The organism is Nocardioides jishulii, from assembly GCF_006007965.1.
GTDB lineage: Bacteria > Actinomycetota > Actinomycetes > Propionibacteriales > Nocardioidaceae > Nocardioides > Nocardioides jishulii.
Map to the genome: position 1 here is coordinate 739,230 of NZ_CP040748.1, position 14,012 is coordinate 753,241.

The window sequence follows — 14,012 nt, forward strand, 5'->3', positions numbered from 1 at the left end:
CCCGGGTGGGCACAGGCGGTGGGCGCGTCACCGTGCTGGGCGCCGGCATCATCGGACTCTGCGTGGCCGACGAGCTCGTCCGTCGAGGGCTGGAGGTGTTGGTCCTCGACCCCACGCCCGGGCAGGGAGCGTCCTGGGCCGCGGCGGGGATGCTGTCCCCCGCCGCGGAGAGCTGGTACGGCGAGACCGACCTCCTCGAGACCGGTCGTCGGTCGGCCCGCCTGTGGCCGCCGCTGGCCGCGCGCCTGGGAGTGGAGGTGCACACGCGCGGCACGCTCCTGGTCGGCCACGACGCCGGCGACCTGCAGGGCGTGGAGCGCCACGCCGCGCTGCTCACGGCCGCCGGGGAGGCCGTGCATCCGTTGGGGCGACGAGAGCTGCGCAGCGTCGAACCAGGGCTGGGCCGCGTCGCCGGCGGCGTGCTGCTGCGGGAGGAGTGGGCCGTCGACCCGCGGCGGGCCGTTGCGGCGCTGGCCGCGCGGCTGGGCGACGTGGTGGTGCGGCGCGCTGGCGCGCTCGCACCGCTCGCGGAGGAGGCGCGGGCCCGTGGTGACGTCGTCGTGGTCGCCACCGGCGCCACGTTGCCCGAACCGTTCGGACACCTCGTACGCGGCGTGCGCGGGGAGACGATCCGGGTGCGCTGCGACGACCCGCCGGTCCACGTGGTCCGTGGGCTGGTGCGGGGCCGGGCCGTCTACCTGGTGCCGCGCGCCGACGGCGAGGTCGTCGTCGGCGCGACCAGCGGGGAGCACGACGGACCGCCCGTGGCCACCGTCGGAGGTGTCGCAGAGCTGCTCGAGCCGGCCCGGACCCTGCTGCCCGGCCTCGACCGCGCGACCTGGTTGGAGGTCGTGGCCCGGGACCGCCCGGGCACGGCCGACAACCGTCCGCTGGTGGGACCCACCCACCTGCCCGGGGTCCTGCTGGCGGCCGGCCACTTCCGGCACGGTGTCCTCCTGGCGCCGCTCACCGCCCTGGTCATCGCCGACCACATCGAGCACGGGACGGGCCTGTCGGCCTGGGATCCCCGACGTCTGGACGAGAGGAAGACAGCATGATCGAGCTCAACGGCCGGCCCACGCCGGCAGCGGACCGCACCCTGGAGGAGGCGCTGGCCTCCCTCGACCTCCCGCCCACCGGATGCGCGGTGGCGGTGAACGGTGAGGTGGTGCCACGTTCCGAGCACGCCGTCCACCGGTTGCGCGACGGTGACGTCGTCGAGGTCGTGACGGCGGTGCAGGGCGGATGAACGCGTCCGACACGTTGGTCGTCGCCGGCGAGACCCTGGACTCACGGCTCTGGCTCGGTACCGGTGGCCTGCCCCGCCTCTCCCTGCTCGAGCCGGTCCTGGAGGCGGCCCGCCCGGGACTGGTCACGGTGAGCCTGCGGCGTACGTCGGGAGCCGGCGCCGGAGGGCTGCTGGCGACCCTGCGCGAGCTGGGCGTTCGGCTGCTCCCCAACACCGCCGGCTGCCTGGGTGCGCGTGAGGCCGTGCTCACCGCCGAGCTGGCCCGCGAGGCCCTGGAGACCGACTGGGTCAAGCTCGAGGTGATCGGGGACGAGGTGTCGCTCCTGCCCGACGCGGTCGAGCTGCTGGAGGCGGCCGAGACGCTCGTCGCCCGCGGCTTCACGGTCCTGCCGTACGCGCCCGCCGACCCGGTCCTGGCCCGGCGGCTGGCCGACGCCGGGTGCGCGGCCGTCATGCCGCTGGGCTCGCCCATCGGCTCCGGCCAGGGTGTGCTCGACCCGTGGGCGCTCGAGGCGGTGGTCGCGGCCGTCGACCTCCCGGTGGTGCTCGACGCGGGCGTCGGCACGGCGTCGGACGCCGCGCTGGCCATGGAGCTGGGGTGCTCGGCGGTGCTGGCGGCTTCGGCGGTGACCCGGGCCGACGACCCGGTGACGATGGCCGCGGCGCTCAGGTCCGCGGTCGAGGCCGGACGGGCGGCGAGACGGGCCGGCCGCATCGAGCGGCGCATGGTGGCCCGGGCCTCGAGCCCTCTCCACGGGCGGGTCGGATGAACCCCGCCACCCGCTCGCTCGCCGCCCGCCTGCCGCGGCTGGTGGTGCTCACCGACCGTACGCAGCTGCCGGCGCGCCGCTGCCTGGTGGAGACGATCATCGAGTGCCGTCGCGCCGGCCTCGGGGCGGTGGTGGTGCGCGAGCACGACCTCGAGGCCTACGCACGGCGAGCCCTCGTCGCCCAGCTCGCCCAGGTCCCGGGTCTGTGGGTGATCTCCTCGCGCCTGCCCGACCCGGCTGCCCACGGCCTGCACCTGGCTTCCCACCAGCCCCCGCCGCGACCGTGGTCGGGTCGCGCGCGCCGGTGGGGGCGTTCGTGCCACTCGCGCTCGGAGGTGGCACGCGCCGCGGCGGAGGGCGCCGCCTGGGCGACGCTCTCGCCCTTCGCGGCCACCCGCAGCAAGCCCGGCTACGGCCCCGCCCTGCCCGCCGACGCGTGGGCGGAGCACGACATCCCGGTCCTGGCGCTCGGCGGGCTGACTCCCGACAACGCGGCCCGGGCACGGGAGGCCGGGGCGTACGGCGTGGCGGTGATGGGCGAGGTGATGCGGGCCGACCGTCCCGGCGACGTCGTGGACCAGCTCCTGGAGGCCGTGCGATGACCACACCGCCGGTGGTGCTGACGATCGCTGGCACCGACTCGGGAGGTGCGGCCGGCATCGCGGCCGACGTCGCCACCATCGGACACCTCGGCGCCCACGCCGCCTGCGTGGTCACGGCCGTGACGGCCCAGGACACGCTGGGGGTCCGGGTCGTCCACCCGGTGCCGGTGGAGGTGGTGGCAGCCCAGCTCGACGCCGTCCTCGAGGACCTCCCGGTGGCGGCGGTCAAGACCGGGATGCTCGGCTCGCCCGAGGTCGTCGAGCTCGTGGCCCGACGGGTGCGGGCGGCGGGGGTCCCGGTGGTCGTGGACCCGGTCCTGGTCGCCACCAGCGGGGCGGTGCTGGGCGACGAGGCCGTGGTGCGTGCCTACCTGGCTCACCTGCTGCCGCTGGCGACCGTGTGCACGCCGAACCTCGACGAGGCCCGGGTCCTGTGCGGACGACGCAGCGGCACGGCACGCGACCTGGCGTCGCAGCTCACGGCGTACGGGCCCGCCGCGCTGGTCACCGGCGGCGATGACGGTCGGGACTGGTTGGCCGTTCCTGGACACCGACCGGTCGAGGTCGCCCACCCGAGCGTGGCCACCACCAACGACCACGGCACGGGCTGCACCCACAGCAGCGCCCTGGCGACCCACCTCGCCCACGGACTGGCGCTGGGGGAGGCGGCGGGGCTGGCTGCGGCGTACGTCGTCGACCAGCTGGTGGCCGGCAGCGGCTGGCACCTGGGCCGCGGTCGGGGACCGGTCGCCCACACCGTCGCCCCGGGAATCGTGCCGGTCCCACGAGCTGGAGGTCTGGGCCAGAGCTGCCCCGGAGCACGGTACGGACCGTAGGGTTCCGCCATGCGCTACTCACGACTCGGCACCACCGGACTCGAGGTCTCCGCGATCACGCTCGGCTGCATGAGCTGGGGCGACCGCTCGCGCGGCTGGCACCCGTGGATCCTCGACGAGGAGCAGGCGCGACCGCTGATCACGGCGGCCTGGGAGGCGGGCGTCAACGTCTTCGACACGGCCAACGTGTATGCCGGTGGCTCCAGTGAGGAGGTCACCGGCCGCATCCTCAAGGAGATCGCGCCCCGTGAGGAGGTCGTCATCGCGACCAAGGTGCACGGTCGCATGCGTCCCGGACCCAACGGTGCGGGCCTGTCCCGCCGGGCGATCATGACCGAGATCGACGCGTCGTTGACGCGGCTGGGTGTCGACCACGTCGACCTCTACCAGATCCACCGGTGGGACGACGAGACGCCGATCGAGGAGACGATGGAGGCGCTGCACGACGTGGTGAAGGCCGGCAAGGCCCGCTACCTCGGGGCGTCGTCGATGTTTGCCTGGCAGTTCGCGAAGGCGCAGCACGTCGCCGAGTCGCACGGCTGGACGAAGTTCGTCTCCATGCAGAACCACTACAACCTGCTCTACCGCGAGGAGGAGCGGGAGATGCTGCCCCTCTGCGCCGACCAGGGCGTGGGCGTGCTGCCGTGGAGCCCTCTCGCACGTGGGCGCCTGACCCGCCCGTGGGGTGAGGAGACGACGCGCTCCGAGGGGGACGCGTGGGGCCGTGACCTCTACCCCGACTCCGACCGGGTGATCGTGGAGAAGGTCGCCGAGGTGGCCGAACGCCGTGGCGTCTCGCGGGCCCAGGTCGCGCTGGCCTGGCTGATGGCGCAGCCCCAGGTGACCTCACCGATCGTCGGCGTGACGAAGCCGCACCACCTCACCGACGCCGTCGCCGCGGTCGACCTCGAGCTCACCGCCGAGGAGGTCGAGGAGCTGGGTGCGGCCTACGAGCCGCACCGGATCGCCGGTCACGGACCGGCCACGGTGCACGCCTCCCGCTGACCTCCGCGTACGCAGAGGTCAGCACGGATCAGGAGGGTTCGGAGGCTTCGCCGCTCTCCTTGCGCCGCTGGCGCTCCTTGCGGGCCGCCTCCTCGGCGGCCTCGTCGGCACGGCGCTTCGCCTCGTAGTCACGGCGCTGCTGCTCGGCCCGCTCCCGGATCTGGCGCAGGAAGGCGTCGTCATCGCGCTCATCGGTCGCTGCGGCGCGCCCGGGGCGGTCGTACTCCGGGAAGTGGGGCGTCGCGCGCTCCCCGGGGCGGGGCCGCTCGGCCTGTGGCTGCCCGGCCACCAGCCAGGCGATGGAACCGACCACCGGGAAGAAGAGGATCAGCAGGATCCACGCCACCTTCGGCAGGTGGCGGATGTCGGAGTCGCGACTCGTGATCGCCTGCACCAGGCAGAAGATGCTGAGCACCAACGGCAGCACGTAGAAGATGACGATCCTGAGCACGGGTACTCCGTTCCTCACCAGGGCCCCACGCCCTGGTCGTGGAGGTCAGCCTAGGGGCAGCGGCGCGCCCGCGCCGGGAGAATCCGCGCGGGCCACCGCTCGCGAGATCGGTAGGCTCACCCCATGGACCACCCACAGGGCGACCCTTCCCAGCTGCGCATCTCCGACGCCGACCGCCACAAGGTCGCCGACGTCCTGCGCGACGCCGCCGCTGAGGGGCGTATCGACCTCGAGGAGCTCGACGAACGGTTGGAGGCGACGTACGCGGCGAAGGTCTATGCCGACCTGGTCCCGATCACTCTCGACCTTCCGGGCGCGAGCCTGTCGGCCCTGCCCGCCCCGGGTGCCGCGGGCGCCCTCCAGGTCCCGGGCGGACCGGGTGGGGTGGAGCTCCCCGTCTACACCTCGTCGCTGGCCATGATGTCGGGGGTCGACCGGAAGGGGATGTGGCGCGTCCCTGACCAGGTCACGGCCTTCTCGCTGATGGGGGCTGTCACGCTCGACCTGCGTGAGGCGGTCTTCACCGCGCGCGACACGGTCATCTACGCCAACACCGTGATGGGGTCGGTCGACATCTACGTCAACGCCAACACCCACGTCATCGTCGAGGGGCACGGAGTCATGGGTGCCTTCGAGCAGTCGCGCGACAAGGTCCCTCCGACGTACGGGCCCCAGTCGCCGGTGGTCCGGGTCAAGGGCATCGCCCTGATGGGTGCGGTCACGGTCACCCGCAAGCGCATGCCGGGGCAGCCCGGTCCCCTCAAGAAGATGCTGGGCCACTGAGCGGCAGCTGAGCCCTTCATTCGGTCCTGGGCCCTCGGGCGCGCCAGGGGCAGGCGTCAGCCCGTCAGCTGCCGTCGCCCCCTTCCGCCCGGTGCGAGCCGTTCGTCCCGTCGCCCTGGGGGGCTCCGTCGGGGCCGTTGTCTCCGTCTCCGTCGGCCATGTGCTCGGCGTGCGCCTGCTTCTCGGGGTTCTCCATGCCGGGGATCTCGCCCGCGTGCTCGGCGTCGACGGTGAGGTTCTCGCCGGTCGCGGGGTCGAAGAGGTGCATCTTGGACGCGTTGACCCAGATCTGCGCCTCGTCGCCGTCGGAGATGCGGCTCGCGCCGTCGAGTGAGATGACCATCTGGGTCCGCAGCGACTCGCCGTCGAGGTCCTTCTCCAGCTCCGCCAGGTGCTCGCGGACCGTCGGCGGGGCCTCGAACGGCACGTAGGCGTAGGCCTGGTTGCCGAGCCACTCGACGACGTCGACGGTGGCCGAGAAGACCGATCCCTCGCTCACCTTGTCACCGACCACATTGGCGTCCTCGAAGTGCTCGGGGCGGATGCCGGCGATCAGCAGCCCCTTGCCCTGGACCTTGTCGGCCTTGTCCTGCGGGATCTGCACGTCGCCGAACGGCAGCTTGACGGTGGTGCCCTCGACCTCGGCGGGCAGGAAGTTCATGGGCGGCGAGCCGATGAAGCCGGCCACGAAGAGGTTGCCCGGGTTCTCGTACAACTCGCGTGGGGAGGCGAGCTGCTGGAGCACGCCACGCTTGAGCACCGCGACCCGGTCGCCGAGCGTCATGGCCTCGGTCTGGTCGTGGGTGACGTAGATGGTGGTGATGCCCAGACGCTTCTGCAGGCGGGCGATCTCGGTGCGCATCTGACCACGGAGCTTCGCGTCGAGGTTCGACAGGGGCTCGTCGAAGAGGAACGCGTCCGCGTCGCGGACGATGGCGCGACCCATCGCGACGCGCTGGCGCTGGCCGCCGGAGAGGTTGCCGGGCTTGCGGTCGAGGTGCTCGTCGAGCTCGAGGGTCGCGGAGGCCTGACGCACCTTGCGGTCGACCTCCTCGTCCTTCTCGCCGGCGAGGCGGAGCGGGAAGGCGATGTTCTCGTAGACCGACAGGTGAGGGTAGAGGGCGTAGTTCTGGAAGACCATCGCCAGGTTGCGGTCGCGGGGAGCGAGGTCGTTGACCCGGCGGTCGCCGATGATCATGTCGCCGGAGGTGATGTCCTCCAGGCCCACGACCATGCGCAGCAGCGTCGACTTCCCGCAGCCGGACGGCCCGACGAGGATCATGAACTCGCCGTCGGCGACGTCGATGCTCACGTCGTTGACGGCCGGGAAGCCGTCGCCGTAGCGCTTGACGATGTTCTTCATCGAGATGGCAGCCATCGGATCAACCCTTCACTGCGCCGGAGGTCAGACCGGCGACGATCTTGCGCTGGAACAACAGGACGATGATGACGATCGGGACCGTGGAGACCACCGCGCCCGCCGCGAGCAGCGACGCGGGGCGGTTGAACGGGTCGGACCCTACGAAGAACGAGAGCGCCGCGGGGATCGGGCGAGCGGCCTCGGTCGAGGTGAGCGAGATGCCGAAGACGAAGTCGTTCCAGGCGAAGAAGAACGTCAGGATCGCGGCGGTGAAGACGCCTGGCGCAGCGAGCGGGACGATCACCTTGCGGAACGCCTGCCATGCCGTGGCGCCGTCGACCTGGGCGGCCTGCTCCATCTCCCACGGGATCTCGCGGAAGAAGGCCGACAGGGTCCAGATGGCCAACGGAAGCGTGAAGGACATGTAGGGGATGATCAGCCCCGGCCAGGTGTCGTACAGGCCGATGGCTCGCCACATGTCGAAGAGCGGGCCGACGAGGGAGACGACGGGGAACATCGCGATCACCAGGGCGGTGGTGAGCACGAAGCGCTTGCCCTTGAACTCGAGGCGGGCGATGGCGTACGCAGCGAGCGTCGCGATGATCACGGAGAGCAGGGTGGCGATGAGCGAGATGCCGATCGAGTTGATGATCGCTCGGCGGAACTGCTCGTTGTCGATCACCGAGGAGTAGTTCTCCCACCCGGCGAAGCCGGAGTCGGAGGGGAGGAAGCCGGGACTGCCCGCCTCCACCGACTTCTGGGTCTTGAAGCTCAACGAGATGATCCACGCCACCGGCAGCAGGCACCAGAACAGGATCAGCAGGGCGCCGAGCACGACGCCGACCTTCTGCATGGGCTTCATCTCATCCCTCCCGACGGGCCGCGGCGAGGTCGACGCGGAAGACCTTGACGATGACGAAGGCGACCACCAGCACCGACAGGAAGAGCAGCACCGAGAGCGCCGACCCCATCCCGAGTTGGAACTGCTCGATGACTTGTCGATAGGTGAGGAAGGAGACCGACTCGGTGCCCTGGGCGCCGGCGGTCATCACGAAGATGTTGTCGAAGATGCGGTAGGCGTCGAGCGCACGGAAGAGCACCGCGACCATGATCGCCGAACGCATGTTGGGCAGGATCACCTTCCACAGCCGCTGCCACCACGAGGCCCCGTCGACCTTGGCCGCCTCGATCATGTCCTCCGACACCTGGGCGAGACCGGCGAGCAGGAGCAGGGACATGAACGGCGTGGTCTTCCAGATCTCCGAGACCATGATCGCCGCCATCGCCGAGCCGTACTGACCGAACCAGTTGAAGTCGGCGCCCACGAGCGGCAGCCAGTCGTTGACGAAGCCGTTGTTGTTGGAGAAGGCGAACTGCCAGGCGAAGCCGGAGACCACGGTGATGATGCCGTAGGGGATCAGGATCGAGGTCCGGATGACGCCGCGGGCAAAGATGATCCGGTGCATCACCATGGCGAAGATGAAGCCGATCACGAGCTCGACGGCCACCGTCACCACCATGATGAAGACGGTGTTGAGGGTGGTGGACCAGAAGAGTGAGTCGGTCAGCGCGGTGGTGTAGTTGCGCAGGCCCACGAAGGACCGGTCGTCGGGCGCGGTGAGGCTGTAGTCGTACACGCTCAACCAGAGCGCGCGCAGCATCGGGAACGCGGTCACGATGAGCATCAGGATGATGGCCGGAGCGACGAGGAGGCGGCCGAGCTTGTTCTCCGCGACCGTCCGGTCACTCTGGTCGACGCGTGGGGCGACGTAGGTGCTCACAGCAACCTCTTTCCTGCGAGGACGTCGCTGAGGAACTTCGCCGACTCCTCGGGGGTTTTGTCCGGCTCGACGGACGACGGCGGGTGCCAGACCGACTGCACGGCACTCGAGATCTGGCTGTAGTAGGGGCTCTGGGGCCGCGGCCCGGCGGCGTCGATCGACTCACGGAAGAGGGCCAGCAGGTCCTCGGGGAAGGCGTCGGTCAACGCCTTGGACTCGTAGACCGACCCGCGGGAGGGGAAGAGTCCGGCCTCCACCGCAAGCGCCTCCTGCGCGTCGCTGTTGGTGACGCAGAGTGCGGCCTCCTGGGCCATCTCGGTGTGCTTGCTGTAGGCGCCGACCCCGACCTGGATCCCGCCGATGGGTGGGCGAGACTCCTCGCCCTCGACCGTGGCGGGCCAGCGGGCCCAACCGAGGTCCTTGGTCGCGCCCTTCACGAGGTCGCCGTTGGCCTCCGCGTCGACCTGGTTCTTGTAGACGAAGGTCCAGTTGACGTTGAACGATCCCGGGCCGGGGTTGGCCTTGCTCTCGAGCAGTCCGGCGAGGCTGGTGCCTTCGTTGGAGACCGAGAGGTCGGCCTGGGCGGCCTTCGAGTCGGCGAGCTGCTTGATGATCGTCGCGGCGTCACGGCCGGCGTCGGAGTCGATCTCGATCTTGGCGTCGCGACCGGCCTCGGTGTCGGTGACGATGTTGCCGCCGGCTCCCATGATCATGGAGTTGATCCAGACGACGTAGCCCTCGTACTTGTTGCCCTGGACGCCGACCTTGCCGCCGTTGTCGGCCGCCCCGTCGATGATCTGCTTCCAGGTGACGGGCTTGCTCATGTCGAGGCCTGCAGCCTCGGCGAGGGACTTGCGGTACCAGAGCACCTGGGTGTTGGACCACTGCGGCACCACCACGACCTGACCGTCCCACGTGGCGGTGGCGGCAGCGCCCGCGAGGACGTCCTCGCCCAGGGCCTGGCTCGAGAGGTCGTCGACGAAGGGCTCGAGCCAGCCGGCGCTCGCGAACTCCGGGACGAAGATGGGGTCGAGGTTCATCAGGTCGGTGGACGAGTCCTTGGCCGCGAGGCGTCGGGCGAGCTGCGTACGCTGCTCCGTCGCGTTGTTGGGCAGGAGCTGCACCGCGATGGAGTAGTCGTCGGTGGAGCAGTTCTTGGCGATCTTGTCGACCGTCTCCTGGGCATCCGGGTTGATGTACCAGTTGAGCGTGACCTTGCCGCCGCCGTCGGACCCGCAGGCCGTCAGGACGGACGAGCCGATCATGAGCGCAGCAACAGCCAGACCTGCACGACGAAGCCGCGATGGTCCGGGACGTGGGCGAAACCGTGGCGATCGCATGACCCTCCTTGATGTGGTCTCCATCACATGTAGTCCCTGCGGGTCACTTGCCGCAACCCCTGAGGGCCATGAGTTGTGTGGGACAACGTGCTTCCTCGGTGGTTGTCGGCGGGATGGCACCACCCCTGCTCGGTGCGATGTCGACTCGTCCAGGGCAACGGTCCGTCGCGCCGACTCCGTGCCTGCGGCCGGTGCTTGCGTGGCTGTGCTCGTGGGCCACTCACCTGCCCACGCCTCAGGCGGCGCAAACCCCGCCGGGCAGGGCGGTCGGGCACGTCTCCAGCTGCCGCAGGGGTCACGTCCGGGGCGGAGCTGGCTCACCGAGGGGGGCAGAAGTGCCACGCCACGGGAGTCACCGCCATCCGCTCGCTCCAGGGCAGCGCTACAGGGCTGCGTACGCGTCAGGCAGGCAAGGGCCGACGTCCGGGGTCGCGCTGGTCACCACGCCGATGACGACCGCTTCTCCTTGCTGCACTGTCTGAAGAAGAAGTGACGCTCGCTGACGCAGCGCTGGTCAGTGAGCCGCGTGGCTCACTGACCAGCGTGACTCACTGGGAGAAGTTGATCGCGGAGAACTTCTTCATCTTGCCGAGCTGGTGCTCGGAGATCACCTGGCGGATCGTGCCGCTGCGCGAGCGCATGACCAGCGAGTGGGTGGTCGCGGCGCCGTTGGCCTTGTAGCGGACGCCCTTCATCAGCTCGCCGTCGCTGATGCCGGTGGCGACGAAGAAGCAGTCGTCGCCGGTGACCAGGTCGTCGGTCGAGAGGACGAAGTCGGGGTCGAGGTTGTGGCCGGCGTCGATGGCCCGCTGGCGCTCCTCGTCGTCGGTGGGCCACAGGCGGCCCTGGATCACGCCGCCGATGGCCTTCATCGCGCAGGCCGCGATGATGCCCTCGGGGGTGCCGCCGATGCCGAGCATGAGGTCGACGCCGGTGTCGGGACGGGCCGCCATGATGGCGCCGGCCACGTCGCCGTCGGAGATGAACTTGATGCGGGCGCCGGTGGAGCGGATCTGGGCGACCATCTCCTCGTGGCGCGGGCGGTCGAGGATGACGACGGTGACGTCCTCGGGGCGGGTGCCCTTGGCGCGGGCCACGGCTCGGATGTTCTCCGGCACGGGGTTGCGGATGTCGACGACGTGGGCGGCCTCGGGGCCGGTGACGAGCTTCTCCATGTAGAAGACGGCCGACGGGTCGTACATCGCGCCGCGCGGGGCGACGGCCATGACGGCGACGGCGTTGTTCATGCCCTTCGCGGTCAGGGTGGTCCCGTCGATCGGGTCGACCGCGACGTCGACGTCGGGGCCCGTGCCGTCGCCGACCTGCTCGCCGTTGAAGAGCATGGGCGCGTCGTCCTTCTCGCCCTCACCGATCACGACGGTGCCGTTCATGGCGACCGAGGAGATCATCACGCGCATCGCGTTGACGGCGACACCGTCCGCTCCGTTCTTGTCGCCGCGTCCGACCCAGCGGCCCGCGGCGAGCGCGGCGGCCTCGGTGACGCGCACCAGCTCCATGGCCAGGTTGCGGTCGGGCGGGGTGGGCGAGACGGAGGAGTCGACGGTCGTCATGGGCGGCATCGTATCGGGCGCGAGCTGCCTTTCCGCGCCAGGACGCGAGGCGTGAACGAGGTCCGGCTCACAGGCGTCCCGTGGCGCGGGGAGGGGAACGCTGTCCGGGAGGGGTCACCTGCGAGGATGGGCGGCGTGAGTCAGAGTCCCGGGCGCTACCAGACCTCCATGGCAGGCATGGTCGGCGCGATGATCGTCCTGATCGGCTGCGTGCTGGCGTTCGTCGCCTTCCGAGAGACGAGCCGCGAGGTTCCCCAGGTGGAGCCCGAGGCGATCGCCTGGCAGGACGCCGTGACCGCCCTTGCCAACGAGGGCTACGCGATCATCGCGCCCAACGGCCTCCCGGACGGGTGGATCGCCACCAACATCCGCTCCCGTCCGGGCGACCCGCCGGTCCTCGAGCTCAGCATGCTCACCGACGAGGAGAAGTTCGTCGGCTACCGGCAGGACGACGAGCGCCTCGAGGACATGCTGGAGACCTACGTCGACAAGAAGGCTCGCCCCGGCGAGCCGGTCGAGGTGACCGGCGGCGACTTCGCCGGCGAGTGGGAGACCTGGTCGGACGAGGGCGGCGACCATGCCCTGGTGCGTGACCTGGGCGACCAGCGCCTCATGGTCTACGGGTCGGCGCCGACGGAGGACCTGGTCGAGCTCGCCTCCCGGCTGACCGTGGCCGAGTCGTCGCGTCCGGCGGCCCAGGTGTCGGGCTCGCCCACGCCTGCGCCCCAGGACTGAGCCGGCCCAGGACTGAACCCGGCCCAGCTCCGACTCAGTCGTCGGAGCCGGCCTCCGAGCTGCCGTCGATCGCGTCGTCGAGACGCTGGCGGGCCCCGTTGAGCCAGGCCTGGCAGGCGGTCGCGAGAGCCTCTCCGCGCTCCCACAGGGCCAAGGACTGCTCGAGCGTCGTCCCACCCTGCTCCAAGGTGCGCACGACCTCGATCAGCTCCTCGCGAGCCTCCTCGTAGGAGAGGTCCTGCGGGTCGGTCGCGGTCTCACTCATCGTCGTCTCCTGACGCGTCGGTGCCGGTGAGGGCGGGATCTGGTTCGGTACGCGTGGCCTCCGCGTGCACCCGGCCGTCGGCCAGTCGGACGGTCATCGCAGCCCCTGCGGGCAAGGCCTCGATCGAGGTGACCACGTGACCGTCGACGTCCTGGACGACGGCGTAGCCCCGCTGCAGGGTGGCCAGCGGCGAGAGCGCCCGGGCGCGGGCGCGGTGGTGGTCGACGTCGTCGGCGGCCCGGTCGAGCCGGTGCGAGAGCGTACGGCGGGCGCGGTCGCGCAGGGCGGCGACCTCGTCGGCGCGGGCGTCCAGGAGCGTACGCGGGTCGGCCAGGGCGGGGCGGGAGCGCAGCGCGTCGAGGGTGGCCTGCTCGCGCTCGACGAAGGCGCGGACCAGGGAGCGGACCCGGCCGTGGGCCCAGAGCACGCCGTTGAGCTCCTCAGCCATGTCGGGCACGACCAGCTTGGCCGCGTCGGTCGGGGTGGAGGCGCGCACGTCGGCCACCAGGTCGAGCAGGGGCTGGTCGGGCTCGTGGCCGATGGCGGAGACCACGGGCGTACGCATCGAGTGGACCTGGCGGATCAGCCCCTCGTCGCTGAAGGGCAGCAGGTCCTCCACCGAGCCGCCGCCGCGCGCCACGACGATGACGTCGACCGCGGGGTTGGCCTCGAGTCGCTGGAGCGCGGCGATGACCGTGGCTGCCGAGCTCTGACCTTGCATCGTGGCGTGGGCGACCTCGAAGCGGACGGCGGGCCAACGGCGTCGTGCGTTGTCCAGGACGTCGCGCTCGGCGGCTGACTTCGGTGCGGTGACCAGGCCGACGCAGTCGGGCAGGAAGGGGAGCTGGCGCTTGAGCTCGGGGGCGAAGAGTCCTTCGGCCGCGAGCAGCTGGCGGCGCCGCTCCAGGCGGGCGAGCAGCTCGCCGAGACCGACCATGCGGATGTCGCGGGCGACCAGGGAAAGCGTGCCGCGGTTGGCGTAGTAGCTCGGCTTGGCGTGCATCACCACGCTCGCGCCCTCCACCAGCGGCGGGTTGAGGGAGTCGAAGAGGCTGCGCGCACAGGTCACGTTGACCGAGATGTCGGCGTGGGAGTCGCGCAGCGTCATGAAGACCGTCTGCAGGCCGGGGCGGCGGCTGACCTGGGTGACCTGGCCCTCGACCCACACGGCGCCGAGGCGGTCGATCCAGCCCGAGAGCGCGTTGGCGATCGACCGGACCGGGGCCGGCTGCTCCAACGACGTCTCGAGTGCCACGCGGCGAGC

16 protein-coding genes are annotated in these 14,012 nt (G+C 71.1%); 8 read left to right on the top strand and 8 right to left on the bottom strand.

Features of this window, described 5'->3' with window-relative positions; genetic code table 11:
- Nucleotides 1-5: 5 nt before the first annotated feature.
- Genes thiO through FCL41_RS03465 form a run of 6 tightly spaced genes read left to right on the top strand, consistent with a single transcriptional unit; the run spans nucleotide 6 to nucleotide 4,462 of the window.
- Nucleotides 6-1,058, top strand: a complete 1,053-nt coding sequence (gene thiO, locus FCL41_RS03440; protein WP_170970361.1) for a glycine oxidase ThiO — start codon at nucleotides 6-8, stop codon at nucleotides 1,056-1,058.
- Nucleotides 1,055-1,249, top strand: coding sequence for a sulfur carrier protein ThiS (thiS, locus tag FCL41_RS03445; protein WP_137067362.1), 195 nt, complete (start codon nucleotides 1,055-1,057; stop codon nucleotides 1,247-1,249). The genes thiO and thiS overlap by 4 nt, the downstream gene beginning before the upstream one ends.
- Complete coding sequence (locus FCL41_RS03450; RefSeq protein ID WP_137067360.1) at nucleotides 1,246-2,019, top strand: thiazole synthase; 774 nt, start codon at nucleotides 1,246-1,248, stop codon at nucleotides 2,017-2,019. The genes thiS and FCL41_RS03450 overlap by 4 nt, the downstream gene beginning before the upstream one ends.
- Nucleotides 2,016-2,621, top strand: coding sequence for a thiamine phosphate synthase (locus FCL41_RS03455; RefSeq protein WP_137067358.1), 606 nt, complete (start codon nucleotides 2,016-2,018; stop codon nucleotides 2,619-2,621). The genes FCL41_RS03450 and FCL41_RS03455 overlap by 4 nt, the downstream gene beginning before the upstream one ends.
- Nucleotides 2,618-3,457 (top strand): bifunctional hydroxymethylpyrimidine kinase/phosphomethylpyrimidine kinase, encoded by an 840-nt coding sequence (gene thiD / locus FCL41_RS03460; RefSeq protein WP_137067356.1) that lies wholly within the window; start codon nucleotides 2,618-2,620, stop codon nucleotides 3,455-3,457. Before FCL41_RS03455 ends, thiD begins: the two co-directional genes overlap by 4 nt.
- A 9-nt stretch (nucleotides 3,458-3,466) precedes the next feature.
- Complete coding sequence (locus tag FCL41_RS03465; protein ID WP_137067355.1) at nucleotides 3,467-4,462, top strand: aldo/keto reductase; 996 nt, start codon at nucleotides 3,467-3,469, stop codon at nucleotides 4,460-4,462.
- Between the two features lie 28 nt (nucleotides 4,463-4,490).
- Here the strand turns inward: FCL41_RS03465 and FCL41_RS03470 are convergent, their stop codons facing one another.
- Nucleotides 4,491-4,913, bottom strand: a complete 423-nt coding sequence (locus tag FCL41_RS03470; RefSeq protein ID WP_137067353.1) for a PLD nuclease N-terminal domain-containing protein — start codon at nucleotides 4,911-4,913, stop codon at nucleotides 4,491-4,493.
- Nucleotides 4,914-5,036: 123 nt separating this feature from the next.
- Here FCL41_RS03470 and FCL41_RS03475 point away from each other — a divergent pair, with 123 nt between their 5' ends.
- Entirely contained in the window at nucleotides 5,037-5,696 is a 660-nt protein-coding gene (locus tag FCL41_RS03475; RefSeq protein ID WP_137067351.1) for a DUF1707 SHOCT-like domain-containing protein, read from the top strand.
- Nucleotides 5,697-5,760: 64 nt separating this feature from the next.
- Here FCL41_RS03475 and FCL41_RS03480 read toward each other — a convergent pair whose 3' ends face one another.
- The 5 genes from FCL41_RS03480 to glpX all read right to left on the bottom strand — a co-directional run bounded on the left by FCL41_RS03480 (nucleotide 5,761) and on the right by glpX (nucleotide 11,748).
- Nucleotides 5,761-7,074 (bottom strand): ABC transporter ATP-binding protein, encoded by a 1,314-nt coding sequence (locus FCL41_RS03480; protein ID WP_137067349.1) that lies wholly within the window; start codon nucleotides 7,072-7,074, stop codon nucleotides 5,761-5,763.
- 4 nt (nucleotides 7,075-7,078) lie between these two features.
- On the bottom strand, nucleotides 7,079-7,918 hold the full coding sequence (locus tag FCL41_RS03485; protein WP_137067347.1) for a carbohydrate ABC transporter permease: 840 nt from the start codon (nucleotides 7,916-7,918) through the stop codon (nucleotides 7,079-7,081).
- A 1-nt stretch (nucleotide 7,919) separates the two neighbouring features.
- Complete coding sequence (locus FCL41_RS03490) at nucleotides 7,920-8,837, bottom strand: carbohydrate ABC transporter permease (protein WP_239021754.1); 918 nt, start codon at nucleotides 8,835-8,837, stop codon at nucleotides 7,920-7,922.
- Nucleotides 8,834-10,102 (bottom strand): extracellular solute-binding protein, encoded by a 1,269-nt coding sequence (locus tag FCL41_RS03495; RefSeq protein ID WP_170970360.1) that lies wholly within the window; start codon nucleotides 10,100-10,102, stop codon nucleotides 8,834-8,836. The genes FCL41_RS03490 and FCL41_RS03495 overlap by 4 nt, the downstream gene beginning before the upstream one ends.
- A gap of 623 nt (nucleotides 10,103-10,725) precedes the next feature.
- Complete coding sequence (glpX, locus tag FCL41_RS03500) at nucleotides 10,726-11,748, bottom strand: class II fructose-bisphosphatase (RefSeq protein WP_212723217.1); 1,023 nt, start codon at nucleotides 11,746-11,748, stop codon at nucleotides 10,726-10,728.
- Nucleotides 11,749-11,883: 135 nt separating this feature from the next.
- Here glpX and FCL41_RS03505 point away from each other — a divergent pair, with 135 nt between their 5' ends.
- Nucleotides 11,884-12,483 (top strand): DUF4245 domain-containing protein, encoded by a 600-nt coding sequence (locus tag FCL41_RS03505; RefSeq protein ID WP_170970359.1) that lies wholly within the window; start codon nucleotides 11,884-11,886, stop codon nucleotides 12,481-12,483.
- Between the two features lie 34 nt (nucleotides 12,484-12,517).
- Here FCL41_RS03505 and FCL41_RS03510 read toward each other — a convergent pair whose 3' ends face one another.
- Nucleotides 12,518-12,748, bottom strand: a complete 231-nt coding sequence (locus FCL41_RS03510; RefSeq protein WP_137067339.1) for an exodeoxyribonuclease VII small subunit — start codon at nucleotides 12,746-12,748, stop codon at nucleotides 12,518-12,520.
- Nucleotides 12,741-14,003 (bottom strand): exodeoxyribonuclease VII large subunit, encoded by a 1,263-nt coding sequence (gene xseA / locus FCL41_RS03515; RefSeq protein ID WP_137067337.1) that lies wholly within the window; start codon nucleotides 14,001-14,003, stop codon nucleotides 12,741-12,743. The genes FCL41_RS03510 and xseA overlap by 8 nt, the downstream gene beginning before the upstream one ends.
- Nucleotides 14,004-14,012: the final 9 nt, after the last annotated feature.

What these genes read in the sequence shown, in the direction of transcription:
- thiS (WP_137067362.1), top strand. Translation starts at nt 1,055, where the DNA reads ATGATCGAGCTCAACGGCCGGCCCACGCCGGCAGCGGACCGCACCCTG.
- FCL41_RS03450 (WP_137067360.1), top strand. Translation starts at nt 1,246, where the DNA reads ATGAACGCGTCCGACACGTTGGTCGTCGCCGGCGAGACCCTGGACTCA.
- FCL41_RS03455 (WP_137067358.1), top strand. Translation starts at nt 2,016, where the DNA reads ATGAACCCCGCCACCCGCTCGCTCGCCGCCCGCCTGCCGCGGCTGGTG.
- thiD (WP_137067356.1), top strand. Translation starts at nt 2,618, where the DNA reads ATGACCACACCGCCGGTGGTGCTGACGATCGCTGGCACCGACTCGGGA.
- FCL41_RS03465 (WP_137067355.1), top strand. Translation starts at nt 3,467, where the DNA reads ATGCGCTACTCACGACTCGGCACCACCGGACTCGAGGTCTCCGCGATC.
- FCL41_RS03475 (WP_137067351.1), top strand. Translation starts at nt 5,037, where the DNA reads ATGGACCACCCACAGGGCGACCCTTCCCAGCTGCGCATCTCCGACGCC.
- FCL41_RS03480 (WP_137067349.1), bottom strand. Translation starts at nt 7,074, where the DNA reads ATGGCTGCCATCTCGATGAAGAACATCGTCAAGCGCTACGGCGACGGC.
- FCL41_RS03485 (WP_137067347.1), bottom strand. Translation starts at nt 7,918, where the DNA reads ATGAAGCCCATGCAGAAGGTCGGCGTCGTGCTCGGCGCCCTGCTGATC.
- FCL41_RS03495 (WP_170970360.1), bottom strand. Translation starts at nt 10,102, where the DNA reads ATGATCGGCTCGTCCGTCCTGACGGCCTGCGGGTCCGACGGCGGCGGC.
- glpX (WP_212723217.1), bottom strand. Translation starts at nt 11,748, where the DNA reads ATGACGACCGTCGACTCCTCCGTCTCGCCCACCCCGCCCGACCGCAAC.
- FCL41_RS03510 (WP_137067339.1), bottom strand. Translation starts at nt 12,748, where the DNA reads ATGAGTGAGACCGCGACCGACCCGCAGGACCTCTCCTACGAGGAGGCT.